This window comes from Stenotrophomonas sp., from assembly GCF_035634915.1.
Taxonomy (GTDB): Bacteria; Pseudomonadota; Gammaproteobacteria; order Xanthomonadales; family Xanthomonadaceae; genus Stenotrophomonas.
On the sequence record NZ_DASQCB010000023.1, the window covers coordinates 196130 to 216331 of the forward strand.

Here is a 20202-nt window from a genome sequence, read left to right on the forward strand (position 1 = left end):
ATGGATGCGGCTGCCAAGCCTCCAGGGACGGATTCACGGCGTCCCCCGACCAACCCACCCGCCCGGCCCAATCACATGGTCCCGCGCCTACGCCCCCCCACCGCAGAGGGGGCTGCGCCCGTTGGCCGGGAAACTCAGTACCCCGCCGCCTGCCCATCCTTGCGACTCTCCGACGCGCCGTAATACACGCCCGTGTCCGGATCACGCATGATCGCCTGGTAGCCACCATACGGGCCGTCGGCGAACACGATGCGATGCCCCTTGCGCATCAGCGCACGCACGGTCTCGTACGGGAAGCCGGTTTCCAGGTTCACTTCACCGCCATCGCTCATCGCCGTCGCCTGGCCGGTCGGTTCGGTCGAGCCCTCGTGCTGGATGCGCGGCGCGTCACCGGCTTCCTGCAGGTTCATGCCGAAGTCCACCAGGTTCATCACGATCTGCGCATGGCCCTGCGGCTGCATCGCGCCGCCCATCACGCCGAAGCTGGCGTACGGCTTGCCGTCCTTGGTGATGAAGCCCGGGATGATGGTCTGGAACGGACGCTTGCCCGGTGCGTAGCCGTTGGGATGGTTCTTCTGCAGCACGAACATCTCGCCGCGGTCCTGCAGGATGAAACCCAGCCCCGGCGGCGCCATGCCGCTGCCCATGCCTCGGTAGTTGGACTGGATCAGCGACACCATCATGCCGTCGGCGTCGGCCACGGTCATGTAGATCGTGTCGCCCTCCTCCAGCTGCTTGGGCGTGCCCGGCTGCACTTCCTTCAGCGCCTTGTCCATCGAGATCAGCGCGCGGCGCTGCGCGGCGTAGTCCTTGGAAATCAGCTTCTGCACCGGTGCCGGCTGGAAGGCCATGTCGGCATAGAAGCGTGCGCGGTCGGCGAAGGCCAGCTTCTTGGCTTCGACGAACAGGTGCACGTGCTCGGGCGAGCCGAACGGGATCTTCGAGAAATCGTAGCCTTCCAGCACGTTGAGGATCTGCAGCGCGGCGATGCCCTGGCTGTTGGGCGGCAGTTCCCACACGTCGTAGCCGCGGTAGTTGCTGCTGACCGGCTCGACCCACTCACCGTGGTGGTCGGCCATGTCCTGGTAGCTCAGGTAGCCGCCGTTGGCCTTGAAGTAGTCGCCGATGGTGTGGGCGATGGCACCCTTGTAGAAGGCATCGCGGCCGCCGTCGGCGATCTGCTGCAGGGTGTTGGCCAGGTTCGGGTTCTTCCACATCTCGCCCTTGCGCGGGGCGTGGCCGTTGATCGTGAACTGTTCCTTGAAGCCGGGGTACTGCGAAAGCTTGGGCACCGAGCGGTCCCAGTAGTAGGCGATGACCTCGGCCACCGGATGCCCCTCGCGGGCGTAGCGGATGGCCGGGGCCAGGTTGTCGGCCATCGGCTTGCGGCCGAAGCGCTCGTGCAGGGCGAACCAGCCGTCGACCGCGCCGGGCACCGAGACCGGCAGCGGGCCGGTGGCCGGGATGTCCTTCAGGCCGCGGCGCTGGAACTCGGCCAGGGTCAGCGACTTCGGCGAGCGGCCCGAGCCGTTGTAGCCGTACAGCTTCTGGGTCCTGGGGTCCCAGACGATGGCGAACAGGTCGCCGCCAACACCGTTGCCGGTCGGCTCCATCAAGCCAAGGGTCGCGTTGGCGGCGATGGCGGCGTCAACCGCCGAGCCGCCGGCCTTCATCACGTCCAGCGCGACCTGGGTGGCCAGAGGCTGGGAGGTGGCGGCCATGGCATGCGGGGCGATCACCTCCGAGCGGGTGGCGAAGGTGTGGCCGGTGATGCGGTCGGCGGCGGCGGCCAGGGGCGGCAGCGTAGCCAGCACGGCGGCGGCCAGCAGGGAACGGGCAATGCGTCGGGACACGGTCGGGTTCCGATGGAAGGGTGGTCCCCCGATCTTCGCCGCTGCGGCCCCCGGTCGGTATCGGGCAGAGGTCATGGACGGCGGTACTTCGGTCGGTGCGGACCATGGTCCGCACCGACCAGAGCGGGATGCGTGCGTTCGCCCTCCACCAGCGCGGGGCGAAATCACCCGCGATCCCGCGCAAAAAACCACCTGAAAGGAGTGAATTCGGGTTCACCGAAACACTTTCAGCGGCAACCATCCTTGTGCCACAAGCGATTGCGCCGGATGCAGCGGAAACCAAAAAAATATCCGCTGCCAGGGTTGACACTGCCGAATCGCCCATGTTTCCCTCGGTCTCATGTTGCATCACACCACGCCACTGCGAACCCACGTTGAAGCCGCCGACATCGGCGCCGCCTCGCTGCGTTCGATTCTTGTGCTCGTACTTATTACCCAACCAACAGGTGCGGGACGAGCCAGCGTGTAAGCAACAGACACACCGGAACTCGATCAAAAACCCGCACCCGCCCCGGTGCGGGTTTTTTCATTTCAAGACCTGGTTTCAGACGCAACCACCATGAACACCGCCAACCGCAAAACCCGGACCTGCCACGCCACGACGCCTCGTGGTGGCTGTGCCCGTGCGATGCGCGGCGCCTCCCCCACCATTTTCCCCTGACCGGCCGGTACGTCGCTTCGACTGCCGGCCGTCTTTTTTCTTCCCACGCAAGGAACCTCCCCCATGAGCACCAACGACCTGCCCCAGACCAAGATCGCCGTCATCGGCTACGGCAGCCAGGGCCGCGCCCACGCACTGAACCTGCGCGAATCCGGCTTCGACGTGGTGGTAGGCCTGCGCCCGGGCGGCCCGACCGAAGCCAAGGCGCAGGCCGATGGCTTCACCGTGGTGGCACCGGCCGAGGCGGTGAAGAACGCCGACCTGGTCGCCGTGCTGACCCCGGACATGGTGCAGAAGAAGCTCTACAACGATGTGCTGGCGCCGAACATGAAGCAGGGTGCCTGCCTGCTGTTCGCCCACGGCCTGAACGTGCATTACGGCATGATCGAGCCGCGCGCCGACCTGGACGTGGTGCTGGTTGCGCCGAAGGGCCCGGGCGCGCTGGTCCGTCGCGAGTACGAAATCGGCCGCGGCGTGCCGTGCATCTGGGCCGTCTACCAGGATGTCAGCGGCAATGCCGCGCAGCACGCGCAGGCCTATGCGGCCGGTCTGGGCGGCGCGCGCGCCAACCTGATCCAGACCACCTTCAAGGAAGAAACCGAAACCGATCTGTTCGGCGAGCAGGCGGTGCTGTGCGGCGGTGCCTCGGCACTGGTGCAGGCCGGTTTCGAGACCCTGGTGGAAGCCGGCTACCAGCCGGAAATCGCCTATTACGAAGTGCTGCACGAACTGAAGCTGATCGTTGACCTGTTCTACGAAGGCGGCATCTCGCGCATGCTGGAATTCATCTCCGAGACCGCCCAGTACGGCGACTACGTCAGTGGCCCGCGCGTGATCGACGCTGGCACCAAGGAGCGCATGAAGGAAGTCCTCAAGGACATCCAGGACGGCACCTTCACCAAGAACTGGGTGGCCGAGTACGAAGCGGGCCTGCCGAACTACAACAAGTTCAAGCAGGCCGACCTGGAGCACCCGATCGAGAAGGTGGGCAAGGAACTGCGCGCCAAGATGGTCTGGTTGCAAGGACAGGCTGCGTAACCACGCAGCCCACCCCACCCGCTTTGCAAGGTTCCCCCATGAACTCTCCCACACACCGCAGCGCGCCGCCCAACGGCGCGCGCTGGCTGACCCAGGCGCTGGAGGCCGAGGGTGTCCGTACGCTGTTCGGCTATCCCGGCGGCACCATCATGCCGTTCTACGACGCGCTGGTGGATTCGTCGCTGAAGCACATCCTGGTGCGCCATGAGCAGGGTGCGGCACTGGCGGCCAATGGCTTTGCCCGCGCCAGCGGCCAGGTTGGCGTCTGCGTGGCCACCTCCGGCCCCGGCGCGTCGAACCTGGTCACCGGCATCGCCGATGCGATGCTGGATTCGGTGCCGATGGTCTGCATCACCGGCCAGGTCGGTACACCGCTGCTGGGCACCGACGCCTTCCAGGAACTGGATGTGTTCGGCCTGACCCTGCCTATCGTCAAGCACAGCTGGCTGGTGCGCAGTGTCGATGATCTGCCGCGCGTGGTGGCCGATGCGTTCCGCATTGCGCGCGAGGGCCGCCCCGGCCCGGTGCTGATCGACCTGCCCAAGGATGTGCAGCTGGCCGACGCCGGCCACCTGCCAGCGCACGTGCCGGCCAGCGTCGAGCCGCCCGCTGCGGCGGCCGATGCGGCCATTGCCGAAGCCATCGCAGCGCTGGCGGCGGCCGAGAAGCCGGTGGTCTACGCCGGCGGTGGCATTGCCCTGGGCGAGGCCGTGCAGGACCTGCGCGACTTCGTCGAGGCCAGCGCCATCCCCACCGTGATGACCCTGCGTGGTCTGGGCGCGCTGCCGCCGCAGCACCCGCACTCGCTGGGCATGCTGGGCATGCACGGCACCCGCGCGGCCAACATGGCGGTGCAGGAAAGCGACCTGCTGCTGGTGCTGGGCGCGCGCTTCGATGATCGTGCCACCGGCAAGCTGGCCGAGTTCGCCCCGTTCGCCCGCGTGGTCCATATCGACGCCGACGCCTACGAGATCTCCAAGCTGCGCAGCGCCGATGTTGCCGTGCCGGGCAACGTCGGCCATGCCATCCGCGCCCTGCGTGCGGCCTTCCCCTCCCCCAAGGCCCACCAGGACGCCTGGCGCAGGCGCTGCGCCCAGCACCGTGATCGCTTCGCCGCCCGCTACGACGCACCCGGCCAGCACATCTACGCCCCGGCGCTGCTGAAGCGCCTGAGCGAAGTGGCGCCGGCCGATACGGTCATTGCCTGCGATGTCGGCCAGCACCAGATGTGGGTCGCCCAGCACTGCCGCTTCAACCACCCGCGCAACCACCTGACCAGTGGTGCGCTGGGCACCATGGGCTTCGGCCTGCCGGCGGCGATGGGCGCGCAGTTCGCCTGCCCCGACCGCACGGTGGTGCTGGTCTCCGGCGATGGCAGCTTCATGATGAACGTGCAGGAGCTGGCCACCATCGCCCGCTGCCGCCTGCCGGTGAAGATCGTGCTGCTGGACAACAGTTCGCTGGGCATGGTGCGGCAGTGGCAGGAGCTGTTCTTCGCCGAGCGTTACAGCGAGATCGATCTGTCCGACAACCCGGACTTCGTGGCCTTGGCCAAGGTGTTCGGCATCGCCGCCACCCGCATCGACAACCGCGACGACGTCGAGGGTGGTCTGGCCGCGCTGCTGGCCGAACCGGGCCCGGCACTGCTGCACGTGGCCATTGATGCGCGCGCCAACGTATGGCCGCTGGTGCCGCCCAACACCGCCAACAGCACCATGCTGGAAAGCAATCCCGCCCATGCACGCCAGGAGACCCCCAATGCAATACCGGCTTGACCTGGTGCTGCACCCGGCCGAAGGCGCGCTGCTGCGCGTGATCGGCATGGCCGAGCGACGCGGCTTCGCACCGCGCGCGATCAACGGCGCGCCGGTGGCCGCCGATGACGGACGCTGGCACCTGCAGCTGGTGGTCGATGGCCAACGGCCGCCGGACACCCTGTGCCGGCAGATGGAAAAGATCTACGACTGCGTGTCGGTACAGCTGACGCCCGTGGAAGGAGTTGCATGATGAATACCCGTACCGTAGCGACTGCGGTGCCGGCACGGAGGCGTCTTCTTCGTCGCCCGTGCCCGCGCCCGGCGCTCCCCGGCAACCCGCTGGTGGCCCATGCCGGCCGCTGATGCCAGCACCGAAAGCGATGTCGGCGACGTAAGCGTTGCCGACGTACTGGCTGCGCAGGCCCGCCTGCGCCGCTTCCTGCCGCCTACCCCGCTGCACCATGCCGAGCGCTTCGGCACCTGGCTGAAGCTGGAAAACCTGCAGCGCACCGGTTCCTACAAGGTGCGCGGCGCATTGAACGCCCTGCTGGCCGGCCGCGAGCGCGGCGATACCCGGCCGGTGATCTGCGCTTCGGCCGGCAACCACGCCCAGGGCGTGGCCTGGGCCGCCTACCGCCTGGACGTGCCGGCCATCACCGTGATGCCGCATGGCGCACCGGCCACCAAGATTGCTGGCGTCGCCCACTGGGGCGCCACCGTGCGCCAGCACGGCAACAGCTATGACGAGGCCTTCGCCTTTGCCGTCGAACTGGCACAGCGCCATGGCTACCGCTTCCTGTCCGCCTTCGACGATGCCGACGTGATCGCCGGCCAGGGCACGGTCGGCATCGAACTGGCTCCGCATGCACCGGACGTGGTGATCGTGCCCATCGGTGGCGGTGGCCTGGCCTCCGGCGTGGCGCTGGCACTGAAATCACAGGGCGTGCGCATCATCGGCGCGCAGGTCGAGGGCGTGGATTCGATGGCCCGCGCGATCCACGGTGATGTCAGCGAGATCGCCCCGGTGCCATCGCTGGCCGACGGCGTGCGGGTGAAGGTGCCCGGCTACCTGACCCGCCGCCTGTGTGCCTCGCTGCTGGACGACGTGGTGATCGTGCGCGAAGCCGAACTGCGCGAAACCCTGGTCCGCCTGGCCCTGGAAGAACACATCATCGCAGAGGGCGCAGGTGCCCTGGCCCTGGCCGCTGGCCGCCGCGTGGCCGGCCGCCGCAAGTGTGCGGTGGTCTCCGGCGGCAACATCGATGCCGGCGTCCTGGCCGGCCTGCTCACCGACATCCGCCCCCGGCCGCCGCGCAAACCGCGCCGGCGCCGCAGCGAAAGCCCGCGCTCGCCTACCCGGGCCAGCGTCCCCGCCTCTTCCCCTTCCCCTTCCCACCTGCAAGCCGCAACGCCCGCTGTCGAGGAGATTTCCCTGTGACCACCATCGAACGAATTACCACCCCGCGCATCCGCATCTTCGACACCACCCTGCGTGACGGCGAGCAGTCCCCCGGCTGCAGCATGAGCCCGCCGCAGAAGCTGGTGATGGCGCGTGCGCTGGACGAACTGGGCGTGGACATCATCGAGACCGGCTTCCCGGCCAGCTCGCAGTCCGACCGCGAAGCGATGGCCCTGATCGGCCGTGAGCTGCGCCGCCCGAGCCTGACCCTGGCGGTGCTGTCGCGCTGCCAGCAGGCCGACATCGAAACCTCCGCGCGCGCACTGGAAGCAGCGGCCAACCCGCGCCTGCACCTGTTCCTGTCGACCAGCCCGCTGCACCGCGAGCACAAGCTGCGCATGACCCGCGAGCAGGTCCTGGAATCGGTACGCAAGCACGTCACCCTGGCCCGCTCATATGTCGACGATGTCGAATTCTCGGCCGAGGATGCCACCCGCACCGAGCTGGACTACCTGATCGAAGTGGCCCGCGTGGCGATCGCTGCAGGCGCCACCACGGTCAACCTGCCCGACACCGTCGGCTTCACCACGCCGGAAGAGATCCGCGCGATGTTCCAGCAGGTCATCGCCGGCGTGGCCGACGTACCGAACGCGGCCAACGTGATCTTCAGCGCGCACTGCCACAACGACCTGGGCCTGGCCGTGGCCAACTCGCTGGCCGCCGTCGAAGGTGGCGCGCGCCAGGTCGAGTGCACCATCAACGGCATCGGCGAACGCGCCGGCAACTGCTCGCTGGAAGAAATCGCCATGGTGCTGAAGGTGCGCCAGGCCTTCTACGAGCAGGACACCGCGATCAACACCCCGCGCATCGTCGGTACCTCGCAGCTGCTGCAGCGCCTGGTCGGCATGCCGGTGCAGCGCAACAAGGCCATCGTCGGCGCCAATGCCTTTGCCCACGAGTCCGGCATCCACCAGCACGGCATGCTGCGCCACCGCGGCACCTACGAAATCATGCGCCCGGAAGACGTGGGCTGGGAAGATTCGCAGATGGTGCTGGGCCGCCACAGTGGCCGCGCCGCCGTCGAATCGCGCCTGCGTGCGCTGGGCTTCTGGCTGGAAGAAGACGAACTGAAGCTGGTCTTCGAACAGTTCAAGGCGATGTGCGAGCAGCAGCGCGTGGTCACCGACGCCGATCTGCAGACCTTGATGCAGGGCGGCGCCAATACCCAGGGCTACCGCCTGGCCTCGATGACCATCAGCGATGTCGGCAGCCGCGCCAACGCACTGGTCGAACTGTCCGACCCGGAAGGCAACCGCGTGGCCGAAACCGCGCAGGGCGATGGCCCGGTCGATGCCCTGTTCGGCGCGCTGTCGGCCGCCACCGGCGTGCAGCTGCAGCTGGACAGCTACCAGGTGCACAGCGTGGGCATCGGTGCCGATGCGCGTGGCGAAGCCAACCTGAGCGTGCGCCACGAAGGCGTGGAGTACGACGGCACCGGCACCAGCAAGGACATCATCGAAGCCTCCGCACTGGCCTGGCTGGACGTGGCCAACCGTCTGCTGCGCCAGCGCCAGGCGGCTACCAGCAGCACCGAAACCCCGACCGCCGCCACTGCCTGAGGAAGCTGAGATGAGCGCCTTCGACACCCCCACCCCGGCCGCCGGCCAACAGTGGAACGCCCAGGACTATGCGATCGATGCCGGCTTCGTGCCGCTGCTCGGCGGCGCGGTGTCGCGCCTGCTCGACCCGCGCAGCGGTGAACGCATCCTCGACCTGGGCTGTGGCGATGGCGTACTCAGCACCGAACTGGCCCTCAGCGGTGCACGCATCCATGGCGTGGATGCCTCGCCGGAACTGATCCATGCCGCCCGCGCGCGCGGCGTCGATGCGCAGGTGATGGATGGCCATGCGCTGACCTTCAACGCCGAGTTCGATGCGGTGTTCAGCAATGCCGCGCTGCATTGGATGGGCAACCCGGACCGCGTGCTGGAAGGCGTGCGCCGCGCCCTGCGTCCCGGCGGCCGCTTCGTCGCCGAGTTCGGCGGCCATGGCAACGTGGCCACGATCATCGCTGCGGTGCAGGCCGCACGCGTGGCTCATGGCCACGGCGCCAGTGCATTCCAGTGGTATTTCCCCACCGCCGATGCCTACGCCGACCGCCTGCGCCAGCACGGCTTCCAGGTGCAGCTGATCGAAACCACGCCGCGCCCGACCGCGCTGCCGACCGGCGTGGCCGGCTGGCTGCGGGTGTTCGCCGCGCCGCTGCTGGACGATCTGCCGGCGGCCGCCCGCGCCACCGTGCGCGAGGCCGCCGTGGCCCTGCTGGACGACCTGCCGCGTGACGCAACTGGCCGGCCGCTGGCCGACTACGTGCGCCTGCGCGTGCTCGCCCGCCGTCGCTGACTTGACCGTTTCACCTTCTTTCCCGATGTTCGCAATCTCGTACTTCTGCCAGGCATACGCATGACTTCCGCACCCCGCACCCTGTACGACAAACTGTGGGACGCCCACGTGGTGGTTCCCGAATCCGACAGCGCCCCCGCCGTGCTGTACATCGACCTGCACCTGATCCACGAGGTCACCTCGCCGCAGGCCTTCACCGAACTGCGTTCGCGCGGCTTGGCACCGCGTCGCCCGGACCGCACCAAGGCGACGATGGACCACTCCACCCCGACCCTGCCGGCCGGTGCAGACGGCAAGCTGCCCTACGCCAGCGCCGCCTCGGAAGCGCAGGTCGCCACCCTGGCGCGCAACTGCGCCGAGCATGGCATCGAGCTGTTCGACATGGCCTCGGACAACCGTGGCATCGTCCACGTCATCGCGCCGGAACAGGGCTTCACCCAGCCGGGCATGACCATCGTCTGCGGCGACAGCCACACCTCCACCCACGGTGCGTTCGGTTCGCTGGCCTTCGGCATCGGCACCAGCGAAGTCGGCCACGTGCTGGCCACGCAGTGCCTGCTGCAGCGCAAGGCCAGGACTTTCGCGATCACCGTCGACGGCCCGCTGGCGCCGGGCGTCGGTGCCAAGGACGTGGTCCTGCACATCATCGGCGTGATCGGCGTCAACGGTGGCACCGGCCACGTCATCGAGTTCCGTGGCAGCACCATCGAAGCGATGGACATGGAACAGCGCATGACCCTGTGCAACATGTCGATCGAAGCAGGTGCGCGCGCCGGCATGGTCGCCCCCGACCAGGTCACCTTCGACTTCGTGGCCAACACTCCACGCGGCCCGAAGGGCGCCGACTTCGATGCCGCCGTGGCGCGCTGGCGGCAGCTGCGCAGCGACGAAGGCGCGCGCTTCGACAGCGAAGTGCGCATCGACGCCGCCGACATCCGCCCGACCCTGACCTGGGGCACCCACCCGGGCACCGCCATCGCCGTGGACACGCCGATTCCGGCCGCCAACGATGCCGCCGCGCAGAAGGGCCTGGACTACATGCACTTCCAGGCCGGCAAGGCCTTGGCCGGCACCCCGGTCGACGTGGTGTTCGTCGGCTCGTGCACCAATGGCCGCCTGAGCGACATGCGCGAAGTGGCGCAGGTGCTGCGTGGCCGCCACGTCGCCGACGGCGTGCGCATGCTGGTGGTGCCGGGCTCGGAAATCGTCAAGCGCCAGGCCGAGGCCGAAGGCATCCACGAGATCGTGCGCGCGGCCGGTGCCGAATGGCGCGAGCCGGGCTGCTCGATGTGCATCGCCATGAACGGTGACCTGGTCGCCCCCGGCCAGCTGGCCGTGAGCACCAGCAACCGCAACTTCGAGGGCCGCCAGGGCCCCGGTTCGCGCACTCTGCTGGCCTCGCCGATGAGCGCGGCGTGGGCCGCGGTGAAGGGCCAGGTGGCCGACACCCGCGAACTGTTCGCACAGGAGGTGGCGTGATGGCCGGTTTCCGTACCCTGACCTCGTCCAGCGTGGTGCTGGCGCAGACCAACATCGACACCGACCAGATCATTCCGGCGCGGTTCCTGTCCACCACCGAACGCGCCGGCCTGGGCCGCAACGCGTTCAATGACTGGCGCTGGCAGGCCGACGGTTCGCCGGTGCCCGACTTCGCCTTCAACCAGCCGCACAACGCCGGCCGCAGCATCCTGCTGGCCGGCCGCAACTTCGGCTGCGGTTCCTCGCGCGAACATGCGCCGTGGGCGCTGACCGACCTGGGCCTGCGCGCCATCGTCAGCAGCGAGATCGCCGACATCTTCCGTGGCAATTCGCTGAAGAACGGCCTGCTGCCGATCGTGCTGGACGAAGCCGACGTGCAGGCGCTGATGCAGCGTCCGGACGACGAGCTGACCATCGATGTGGCCGCGCGCGAACTGCGCACGCCTGACGGCCGCGTCTATTCCTTCCCGCTGGATGGCTTCTCGCACACCTGCCTGCTGGAAGGTGTCGACCAGTTGGGGTATCTGTTGGGCCGTGTCCCTGAAATTGAACGTTACGAGAGTGAGCATGCACGCTGAAATTGTTGTCCTGCCCGGTGATGGCATCGGCCCGGAAGTCGCCGCCGCCGCAGTGGCCGTCCTGAAGGCCGTCGCCGAACGCTTCAACCACAGCTTCACCTTCAGCGAGCACGACATCGGTGGCATCGCCATCGACCGCCACGGCGAGCCGCTGCCGGCCGCCACCCTCGCTGCCTGCCAGGCCGCCGACGCCGTGCTGCTGGGCGCCGTGGGCGGCCCGAAATGGTCCGACCCGAACGCCAAGGTGCGCCCGGAACAGGGCCTGCTGGCGATCCGCAAGGCGCTGGGCCTGTACGCCAACCTGCGCCCGGTGCGCACCCATGAAGCCGCGCTGCACGCCTCGCCGATCAAGGCCGAGCTGCTGCAGGGCGTGGACTTCGTGGTGGTGCGCGAACTGACCGGCGGCATCTACTTCGGCGACAAGACCCGCGACGCCGACAGCGCCAGCGATCTGTGCCGCTACACCGTGGCCGAGATCGAACGCGTGATGCGCAGCGCCTTCCGCCTGGCCCAGCAGCGCCGCGGCAAGGTCACCTCGGTGGACAAGGCCAACGTGCTGGAAACCTCGCGCCTGTGGCGCGACGTGGCCGCGCGCATCGGCCGCGAGGAATTCCCGGACGTGGCGCTGGAACACCAGCTGGTCGATTCGATGGCCATGCACCTGCTGGCCAAGCCGCGCGAGTACGACGTGATCGTCACCGAGAACATGTTCGGCGACATCCTCACCGACGAAGCCTCGATGCTGGCCGGCTCGCTGGGCCTGCTGCCGTCGGCCTCGCTGGGCGAGCCGGGTGCGGTGGGCATCTACGAGCCGATCCACGGCTCGGCACCGGACATTGCCGGCAAGGGCATCGCCAATCCCTACGCGACGATCTTCAGCGCCGCCATGCTGCTGCGCCATTCGCTGGGCCTGGAGGCCGAAGCCGCTGCCGTGGAAGCGGCCGTGCACGCGGTGCTGGATGACGGCGTGTTCACCGCTGACCTCGCGGCCAAGGGGCAGGCGGTCAGCACCGCCGCCGCCACCGACGCCGTGTTGGCCAAGCTCACCTGATCTGCTGGCGTCACTCGGACATTGCACGCAGCCACCCATGGGGTGGCTCTACCACCGCGCATCCCGCCCGTGCAGTAGATCCACGCCATGCGTGGATGCAGGCACCCGTGCCCCGGTAGATCCACGCCGTGCGTGGATGGTGCAAGATGGCGGCGGCGGATTGGACCGCCGCTGCCAGGGAGCATGGCCTCGATGACACTTGATCTGATGAACGGCATCGCCGCAGGCGCAGGGTTGCTGCTTTCGGCAATTGCCGCCTGGATGCTGCACCGGCGGGTACGCACGCGCAGCAGCGCCGGATTGGCCTGGTCGACCACGGCCACGTGCCTGTGGCCCTTTGTGGCGACACCGGCCATGGCGGCGCTGGCGTATTACTCCGGCAGCGCACTGACAGAGGCTTGGGCCAATGTGCTGTGGCTGGCCGTCGATGAGATCATTCCGATGCTGTTGACGCTGCTTACCGCCGTGCTCTTCCTGCTGGCCGTGCGCGGCGTTGCCTACCGGAACGCACCAGCCCGGTAGATCCACGCCATGCGTGGATGAGGTCGTGGATGGGGTCAGAGCCCTTTCCCTGCGGGAAAGGGATCCGCCCCGGGCAACGGCAGTCGAGCAAGCTCGACTCTACCGGAGCCGGGATCCGACCCCGGCACCATCAATCGCGCGCCTCGCCCGGCTTGACCCGGAACCACGCCGCGTACAACGCCGGCAGGAACACCAGGGTCAGCACGGTGCCGACGATCAGGCCACCCATGATCGAGATCGCCATCGAGCCGTAGAACGCGCTGCGCGACAGCGGAATCATTGCCAGCACTGCCGCCAGTGCAGTCAGCACGATCGGACGGAAACGGCGCACCGTGGCGTCGATGATCGAATGCCAGCGGTCATGCCCGGCATCGATGTCCTGCTGGATCTGGTCGATCAGGATCACCGAGTTACGCATGATCATGCCGGCCAGCGCGATGGTGCCCAGCAGCGCCACGAAGCCGAACGGCGCGCGGAACAGCAGCAGGAACAGGGTGGCACCGATGATGCCCAGCGGCGCGGTCACCAGCACCATCGCCGCCCGCGAGAAGCTGCGCAGCTGCAGCATCAGCAGGGTCGCCACCACGATCAGGAACAGCGGCATGCCGGCCTTGATCGAATCCTGGCCGCGCGCCGAATCCTCCACCGTACCGCCGGTTTCCAGCAGATAGCCGCTGGGCAGCTGCGCACGGATGCCGTCGAGCGTCGGCAGGAGCTGCTGCACCACGTCCAGCGGCTGCATGCCATCGCCGATGTCGGCGCGCACGGTTACCGTCGGCAGGCGGTTGCGGTGCCAGATGATGCCGTCCTCGAAGCCATATTCCATCGTCGCCACCTGCGACAGCGTGATGCTGCCGCCGTTGGCGGTTGGCATGGCCAGGCTGGACAGCAGCTGCAGCTGGTCACGCTCGTCGGCCGGGCCACGCAGCAGCATCTCGATCTGGCGGTTGCCTTCGCGGTACACGCTCACCGACTGCCCGGCCAGCGAACTGGCCAGGAACTGGCTGACCTGCGCACTGCTCACGCCCAGCGCGCGTGCACGCTCCTGGTCGATCACCAGGCGCACCACCTTGCTCGGCTCGCTCCAGTCCAGGTTGACGTTGGTGACATGCGGGTTCTCACGCACCTTGGCCTCGACCTGGCGCGCGATGGCCTGCACCTGCGCGATGTGCTCGCCGGACACGCGCAGCTGCACGGGGTAGCCCACCGGCGGGCCGTTCTCCAGGCGCGTTACCCGCATCTGCACGTCCGGGAACTGCGGGATGACATCCTTCAGCAGCCACGAACGCGCGGTCTCGCGGGCGTGGATGTCCTTGGCCAGCACCACGAACTGGGCGAAGTTGGTCGCCGGCAGCTGCTGGTCCAGCGGCAGGTAGAAGCGCGGCGAACCGGTGCCCACGTACGACACGTAGTTGGCGATGTCCTCGCGGCCCTGCAGCAGCTTCTCCAGCTTCTCCACCTGCGCCTGGGTCGAACGCAGCGATGCACCTTCGGCCAGCTCGATGTCGACCATCAGTTCCGGCCGGGTCGAATCGGGGAAGAACTGCTGCGGCACGAAGCGGAACATCATCAGCGAGAACACGAACAGACCGATGGTCGCAGCGATCACCCACCAGCGATGGCGCAGGCAGGCATCCAGGAAGCGGCGGAAACGCGTGTAGAACGGCCGCTGGTATGGATCGTGGTCATGGCCGTGCTGCGCCGGGGCAATCAGGTTGGCCAGCGCCGGGTAGCAATCAGCCCACTGCCGGCGCTTCGCCAACCAACGCCCGGCCAGACTGCCCGCCTTGGGCGGCTGCGGATTGAACAGGTCCGGCAGCATCTTGTCGCCCAGGTACGGGATGAACAGCACCGCCGCGATCCACGACACCACCAGCGCGATGGTCACCACCTGGAACAGCGAGCGGGTGTACTCGCCGGTGCTCGAGGCCGCGGTGGCAATCGGCAGGAAGCCGGCCGCGGTGATCAGGGTACCGGTCAGCATCGGGAACGCGGTCGATTCCCAGGCAAAGCTGGCCGCACGCAGGCGGTCGTAGCCCTGCTCCATCTTGGTGGCCATCATTTCCACCGCGATGATCGCATCGTCCACCAGCAGGCCCAGGGCCAGCACCAGCGCACCGAGCGAGATCTTGTGCAGGCCGATGCCGAAGTAGTGCATGACGAAGAAGGTCATCGCCAGCACCAGCGGGATGGTCACGCCCACCACCAGCCCCGTACGCAGGCCCAGCGAGAAGAAGCTGACCAGCAGCACGATCACCACCGCCTCGGTCAGCACCTGCACGAATTCGCCGACGGATTCTTCCACTGCCTGCGGCTGGTCGGAGACCTTGCGCAGCTGCATGCCGGCCGGCAGGGTCTTCTGCAGGCGTTCGAACTCCGCATCCAGGTTCGCACCCAGCTTGAGGATGTCACCGCCGTCCTTCATGCCCACGGCAAGGCCGATGGCTTCTTCACCCATGAAGCGCATCTTCGGCGAAGCCGGATCGGCGAAGCCGCGCTTGACCTCGGCGATGTCGCCCAGGTGCACGGTGCGATCACCGGCCCGCACCGGGAACTGGCGGATCGCCTCGATGCTGTCGAACTGGCCGGTCACACGCAGCTGCACGCGGTCGGTCGGCGTTTCAAAGAAGCTGGTGCCGGCAATCGCGTTCTGGTCGGCCAGTGCCTGCTGCACCTGCTGCATCGACAGGCCCAGCGTGGCCAGGCGGGTGTTGGACAGCTCGATCCACACCTTCTCGTCCTGCAGGCCGACCAGGTCGATCTTGCCCACGTCGGGCACGCGCTGCAGTTCCAGCTGGATGCGGTCGGCGTAGTCACGCATCACCGCATAGTCGAAGCCCTTGCCGGTGAGCGCATAGATGTTGCCGTAGGTATCGCCGAATTCATCGTTGTAGAACGGGCCGACGATCTCGCGCGGCAGCGTGGCGCGGATGTCGCCCACGCGCTTGCGCACCTGGTACCACAGGTCCGGAATCTGCTTGGAACGCAGGCTGTCGCGGGCCATGAAGATCACCTGCGATTCGCCCGGGCGCGAGTACGAACGGATGAACTCGTACTCGCCGGTGTTCATCAGCGCCTTCTCGATCGGCTCGGTCACCTGCCGCGAGACCTGCTCGGCGGTGGCACCGGGCCACTGCGTGCGCACCACCATCGCCTTGAAGGTGAACGGCGGATCCTCGGACTGGCCGAGGTGCTTGTACGACCACGCGCCGATCACTGCAAAGGCAAGCATGGCAAACAGCACCAGCGGACGGTTGGCCAGCGCCCACTCGGAAAGATTGAAACGGCGCACCGGCTTACTCCTTGGCCTTGGGCGCGGCGACCGGCGCGGCCGGCTTCAGCACCGGACGGTTCTGCCGGTCCACGGCGGTCACCGGCTGGCCGGCGCGCAGCAGGTGGCCACCCGCGGCCACCACCCAATCACCGGCAGCGACGCCGGACAACACCGGCACGCTGTCGCTGCCATAGGCACCGGTGGTGACGGCTACTTCCTTCAGCGTGCTGTTGGCCGGGTCCACCACCCAGACGCTGGACGCGCCGTTGGCACCGCGCTGCAACGCGGCCAGCGGCAGCTGCAGGGTGCCGTTGCGGCCGGCGCTGCTGAACACCCGCGCGCTCTGCCCCAGTTCGACATCGGCCAGCGCATCGGCGGCCAGGCTGACCCGGGTCGCATAGGTACGTGCCTGCGCATCGGCGGCAGCGGCAATCTCGCGGATCGTGCCCGGCAGGCGCTGGCCCGGCCGGTTCCACAGTTCCACCTGCACCGGCTGGCCCACCGCGTAATCGCGGAAGGTGGCTTCGGGCAGATCGATCAGCACTTCGCGGGCGCCATCGGCGGCCAGGTTGAAGATGGTCTGGCCGGCCGATACCACCTGCCCGGCTTCGGCCTCGCGGCTGGCGATCACGCCGTCGGCCGGCGCGCGCAGCTGGGCATAGCCGGCCTGGTTGCGCAGCACGTCGAGGTTCGCGCGGGCCGCGTTGGCCTGGCCCTGCGCGGCCTTGAACGCGGCGCTCTGCTGGTCCAGCTGCGAACGGCTGACCAGCTGCTGGTCGGCCAGCACCTGGTAACGCTTGAGGTCATCGCGGGTACGCGCCAGATCCGCCTCGGCCGCAGCCAGCTGCGCCTGCGAGGCGCGCGCCTGCAGAGCGAAATCGGCCACGTCCAGTTCGGCCAGCACGTCGCCCTTCTTCACCCGCTGGCCGGCATCGACGTTGCGCTTGACCAGGTTGCCGCCCACACGGAACGACAACGGGCTTTCCTGCCGCGCACGGATCGTGCCCGGGAACGACGCTGCGCCCTGCCCGGCCTGCTCGCCGGGATGCACCACCAGCACCGGTACCGCAGCCTGCGGCGCCTGCTCCGGCCCCGAACAGGCGGCCAGCGCCACCACCCACACCATACCGCCCAGCCAGCGCACGCTCTTCATCGGTCAACGTCCTGAAAACGCAGGGTTCAATCGCGGGGAAGCCGACGCGGGCGTCGACCCCAATTTAGTAAACTGGCCGGTATAGTATAAATATCGAACCGGTTGGTCTAGTATTACGGGAATGAGTTCTCCCACTTCCCGCAAAGCGTCGGCCAAGCCTGCTGCCAAGGCCGCCGGACCCGGGCGTCCGAAGGACCTCGGCAAGCGCGCGGCGATCCTCGAAGCGGCCAAGACCCTGTTCGTCGAACAGGGCTACACCGGCGTGAGCATGGACAGTATCGCCGCCCAGGCCGGCGTATCGAAGCTGACCGTTTACAGCCATTTCGGCGATAAAGAAACGCTTTTCACCGAAGCTGTGCAGTCCAAGTGCATGGAAATGCTGCCGGACGCGCTGTTCGTGGCCGATGCCGAAGGCCCGTTGCGCGACCAGCTGCTGGGCATCGGACAGGCCTTCTTCGAGATGATCACCTCCGATGCGGCGATCTCGGTGCAGCGGGTGATGATGGCCCCGGAGACCGACGAACGCCTGCGCGAACTGTTCTGGCAGGCCGGCCCGGAGCGCACCTGCGAGGCGCTGGCCGATTTCCTGCGCTCGCGCACCGCGCGCGGCGAGCTGGAGATCAGCGATTTCCGCCTGGCCGGCCAGCAGTTCCTGACCCTCATCAAGGGCGAAGTGCATATGAACCGGATGTGCGGCATGCCGCTGTCACCGGGTCAGTGCGATGCTTCCAGCCACGTGCCCGACAGCGTCGATTTCTTCCTGCGCGCCTATGCGCCGCGGGGGGCCCGGACCGCCTGAAGGACGAACCTGAACGAACCGGAGGTCGCGATGACTTCCGGCACTGCGACCCCGGCCGCCCGGCAGCTGATGCTCTGGGCGCGCCGCCGGCCTCCGGCACCGGTAAAATGGCCGGCCCACTGCGCTGGATTTGAACCTCATGACGATTGATTACGCCCACGCCCGCGAACTGATGGTGGAACAGCAGATCCGTCCCTGGGACGTGCTGGACATCAAGGTGCTCGACGTGCTCGCCCGCCTGCCGCGCGAGGCCTTTGTCGCCGACGCGCACCGGGCACTGGCCTATGCCGATGTCGAGCTGCCGATCGGCAACGGCCAGAAGATGATGAAGCCGGTCATCGAGGGCCGTACCCTGCAGGCGCTGGATCTGCAGCCGGGTGACGAAGTGCTGGAAATCGGCACCGGCAGCGGCTTCCTGGCCGCCTGCATCGGCGCCCTGGCGCGCGACGTGCTGAGCCTGGAAATCGACCCGGAACTGGCCGCCGCCGCGCGTGCGCGCCTGGATGCTTCCGGCCTGGGCACCAACGTCCGCGTTGAAGTGGCCGATGCGCTGGCCTGGCAGACCGAACGCCGTTTTGACGTGATCTGTGTCACTGGTGCGGTTGACGTGGTGCCGTCACAGTTCGCCTCGTGGCTGCGTCCGGGTGGTCGCCTGTTCGTGATCCACGGCCGCTCGCCGGCCATGGAAGCCCTGCTGGTCAAGGCCGATGGCAGCACCGAATCGCTGTTCGAAACCGATATCGATTACCTGCGCGGTGCCGCCCCGGCACCCCAGTTCCACCTCTGAGTCCAAGGAAGCCGCAATGATCCGCCGATCCCTCGCTGTTGCGCTGGCCACTGCCCTGCTGCCGTTGTCCGCCCATGCCGCCGACCTGCTGCAGGTCTACGAAATGGCACGCAATGGCGATCCGCAACTGTCGGCCGCCGAATCCACCCGGCTGTATGACAAGGAAGGCGCCGTGCAGGCGCGTGCTGCGCTGCTGCCGCAGATCAACGGCACCGCCGCGCTGAACCGCACGCGCAGCGAGGCCAATGCCGATGCCAACTCCGGATCGGTGATGAGCAAGCGCCGCAGCTACACCGTTGACGGCAGCCAGACGCTGTTCAACTGGACCCAGATCAACAACCTGCGTTCGCAGCGCGAGCTGAGCAAGGCGGCGGATTTCACCCTCGATTCGGCCAACGACAGCCTGATCGTGCGCACCTCGGCGGCCTACTTCAACGTGCTGGTGGCGATCGAATCGCTGAACGCCGCACAGACCAATGAAGCGGCCGCGAAGAAGCAGTTCGACTTCGCCGACAAGCGCCTGGAAGTGGGCCTGGCGCCGATCACCGACGTGCACGAAGCGCGTGCCCAGTACGACCAGGCACGCGCCAACACCATCGTTGCGCAGAACACCCTGGCCGACAACTACCAGGCCCTGACCGAACTGACCGGCCAGCCAGTGGTCAACCTGAAGGGCCTGCCGGCCGATTTCCGTCCGGAAGTGCCGGCCAACCGCGGCAACATCAGCGAACTGGTGCAGCAGGCGACCAGCCAGAACCCGGCGCTGAAGGCGCAGGAACTGAAGGTCAGCGCGGCTGAAGCCGGCGTGCAGGCGGCACGTGGCGGCCACTACCCGACCCTGTCGCTGGGCGGCAGCTGGGGCAAGAGCGCAACCTGGGGCGACAGCACCGGTGCCGGCTCGCTGTCCCCGGATGCGCGTACCAACAGCATCGGCCTGACCCTGAGCGTGCCGATCTTCTCCGGCGGTGCCACCCAGTCCGGCGTGCGCCAGGCACTGGCCCAGCGTGACATCGCCCAGGACGGCTACGAGCAGCAGAAGCGCGCCCTGGACCGCAACACCCGCAATGCCTACCAGACCCTGGTGCAGGGCATCAGCGAAGTGGAAGCCCGCCGCCTGGCGGTGGTTTCGGCGCAGAGCGCGTATGACGCCTCGCAGGTCGGCCTGGAAGTGGGTACCCGCACCGTGCTGGACGTGATCCAGAACCAGCGCATCTTGTTCTCGGCGCAGCTGGATTACGCCAACGCCCGTTACACCTTCCTGCAGAACCGTCTGCTGCTGAGCCAGTCGCTGGGCGCGCTGGACGTGGCGGAACTGCAGGACATCAACCGCCTGCTGACCCAGGATGCCGGCAACCCGGCAACGACCACGAACTGAGTCGTTGCCCGCCTGGTAGTACGAAGAAGCCACCCGCGAGGGTGGCTTTTTTGTGGGCGCGCCTGATGGATGC

16 protein-coding genes are annotated in these 20202 nt (G+C 67.8%); 13 read left to right on the forward strand and 3 right to left on the reverse strand.

What is annotated here, in order from left to right; translation table 11 throughout:
* Positions 1 to 134: 134 nt before the first annotated feature.
* The gene (gene ggt, locus VER16_RS18300; protein ID WP_414716074.1) at positions 135 to 1928 is read right to left on the reverse strand and encodes a gamma-glutamyltransferase; all 1794 of its coding nucleotides are present in this window, start codon (positions 1926 to 1928) and stop codon (positions 135 to 137) included.
* 649 nt (positions 1929 to 2577) lie between these two features.
* Between ggt and ilvC the strand changes: the two genes are divergently transcribed.
* The 10 genes from ilvC (at position 2578) to VER16_RS18350 (ending at position 12741) form a co-directional block, all read left to right on the forward strand.
* Positions 2578 to 3552: a ketol-acid reductoisomerase gene (gene ilvC, locus VER16_RS18305; protein ID WP_324810512.1), complete on the forward strand. Its 975-nt coding sequence runs from the start codon at positions 2578 to 2580 to the stop codon at positions 3550 to 3552.
* 38 nt (positions 3553 to 3590) lie between these two features.
* Complete coding sequence (gene ilvG / locus VER16_RS18310; RefSeq protein ID WP_324810514.1) at positions 3591 to 5327, forward strand: acetolactate synthase 2 catalytic subunit; 1737 nt, start codon at positions 3591 to 3593, stop codon at positions 5325 to 5327.
* Positions 5311 to 5559, forward strand: a complete 249-nt coding sequence (locus tag VER16_RS18315; protein WP_324810516.1) for an ACT domain-containing protein — start codon at positions 5311 to 5313, stop codon at positions 5557 to 5559. The genes ilvG and VER16_RS18315 overlap by 17 nt, the downstream gene beginning before the upstream one ends.
* A gap of 99 nt (positions 5560 to 5658) precedes the next feature.
* On the forward strand, positions 5659 to 6747 hold the full coding sequence (locus tag VER16_RS18320) for a threonine dehydratase (protein ID WP_324810519.1): 1089 nt from the start codon (positions 5659 to 5661) through the stop codon (positions 6745 to 6747).
* Positions 6744 to 8327, forward strand: a complete 1584-nt coding sequence (locus tag VER16_RS18325) for a 2-isopropylmalate synthase (protein WP_324810520.1) — start codon at positions 6744 to 6746, stop codon at positions 8325 to 8327. The genes VER16_RS18320 and VER16_RS18325 overlap by 4 nt, the downstream gene beginning before the upstream one ends.
* A 10-nt stretch (positions 8328 to 8337) precedes the next feature.
* Complete coding sequence (locus tag VER16_RS18330; protein WP_324810522.1) at positions 8338 to 9111, forward strand: class I SAM-dependent methyltransferase; 774 nt, start codon at positions 8338 to 8340, stop codon at positions 9109 to 9111.
* A 60-nt stretch (positions 9112 to 9171) separates the two neighbouring features.
* Positions 9172 to 10590: a 3-isopropylmalate dehydratase large subunit gene (gene leuC, locus VER16_RS18335; RefSeq protein WP_324810524.1), complete on the forward strand. Its 1419-nt coding sequence runs from the start codon at positions 9172 to 9174 to the stop codon at positions 10588 to 10590.
* On the forward strand, positions 10590 to 11168 hold the full coding sequence (leuD, locus tag VER16_RS18340; RefSeq protein ID WP_324810526.1) for a 3-isopropylmalate dehydratase small subunit: 579 nt from the start codon (positions 10590 to 10592) through the stop codon (positions 11166 to 11168). The genes leuC and leuD overlap by 1 nt, the downstream gene beginning before the upstream one ends.
* The gene (gene leuB, locus VER16_RS18345) at positions 11158 to 12219 is read left to right on the forward strand and encodes a 3-isopropylmalate dehydrogenase (RefSeq protein ID WP_324810530.1); all 1062 of its coding nucleotides are present in this window, start codon (positions 11158 to 11160) and stop codon (positions 12217 to 12219) included. Before leuD ends, leuB begins: the two co-directional genes overlap by 11 nt.
* A 192-nt stretch (positions 12220 to 12411) precedes the next feature.
* A complete protein-coding gene (locus VER16_RS18350; RefSeq protein WP_324810532.1) occupies positions 12412 to 12741 on the forward strand; it encodes a hypothetical protein in 330 nt (109 codons plus the stop codon).
* 130 nt (positions 12742 to 12871) lie between these two features.
* Here VER16_RS18350 and VER16_RS18355 read toward each other — a convergent pair whose 3' ends face one another.
* Both VER16_RS18355 and VER16_RS18360 read right to left on the reverse strand, forming a co-directional pair.
* The gene (locus VER16_RS18355; RefSeq protein ID WP_324810534.1) at positions 12872 to 16033 is read right to left on the reverse strand and encodes an efflux RND transporter permease subunit; all 3162 of its coding nucleotides are present in this window, start codon (positions 16031 to 16033) and stop codon (positions 12872 to 12874) included.
* Positions 16034 to 16037: 4 nt separating this feature from the next.
* The gene (locus VER16_RS18360; RefSeq protein WP_324810536.1) at positions 16038 to 17168 is read right to left on the reverse strand and encodes an efflux RND transporter periplasmic adaptor subunit; all 1131 of its coding nucleotides are present in this window, start codon (positions 17166 to 17168) and stop codon (positions 16038 to 16040) included.
* Between the two features lie 121 nt (positions 17169 to 17289).
* Here VER16_RS18360 and VER16_RS18365 point away from each other — a divergent pair, with 121 nt between their 5' ends.
* From VER16_RS18365 to VER16_RS18375, 3 genes are all read left to right on the forward strand, one after another.
* The gene (locus VER16_RS18365) at positions 17290 to 17967 is read left to right on the forward strand and encodes a TetR/AcrR family transcriptional regulator (protein ID WP_324810539.1); all 678 of its coding nucleotides are present in this window, start codon (positions 17290 to 17292) and stop codon (positions 17965 to 17967) included.
* 139 nt (positions 17968 to 18106) lie between these two features.
* Complete coding sequence (locus VER16_RS18370) at positions 18107 to 18754, forward strand: protein-L-isoaspartate O-methyltransferase family protein (RefSeq protein ID WP_079223190.1); 648 nt, start codon at positions 18107 to 18109, stop codon at positions 18752 to 18754.
* Positions 18755 to 18770: 16 nt separating this feature from the next.
* Positions 18771 to 20129 carry a TolC family outer membrane protein gene (locus tag VER16_RS18375; RefSeq protein WP_324810542.1) on the forward strand — a complete coding sequence of 453 codons (1359 nt, stop codon included), beginning with the start codon at positions 18771 to 18773 and terminating at the stop codon, positions 20127 to 20129.
* Positions 20130 to 20202: the final 73 nt, after the last annotated feature.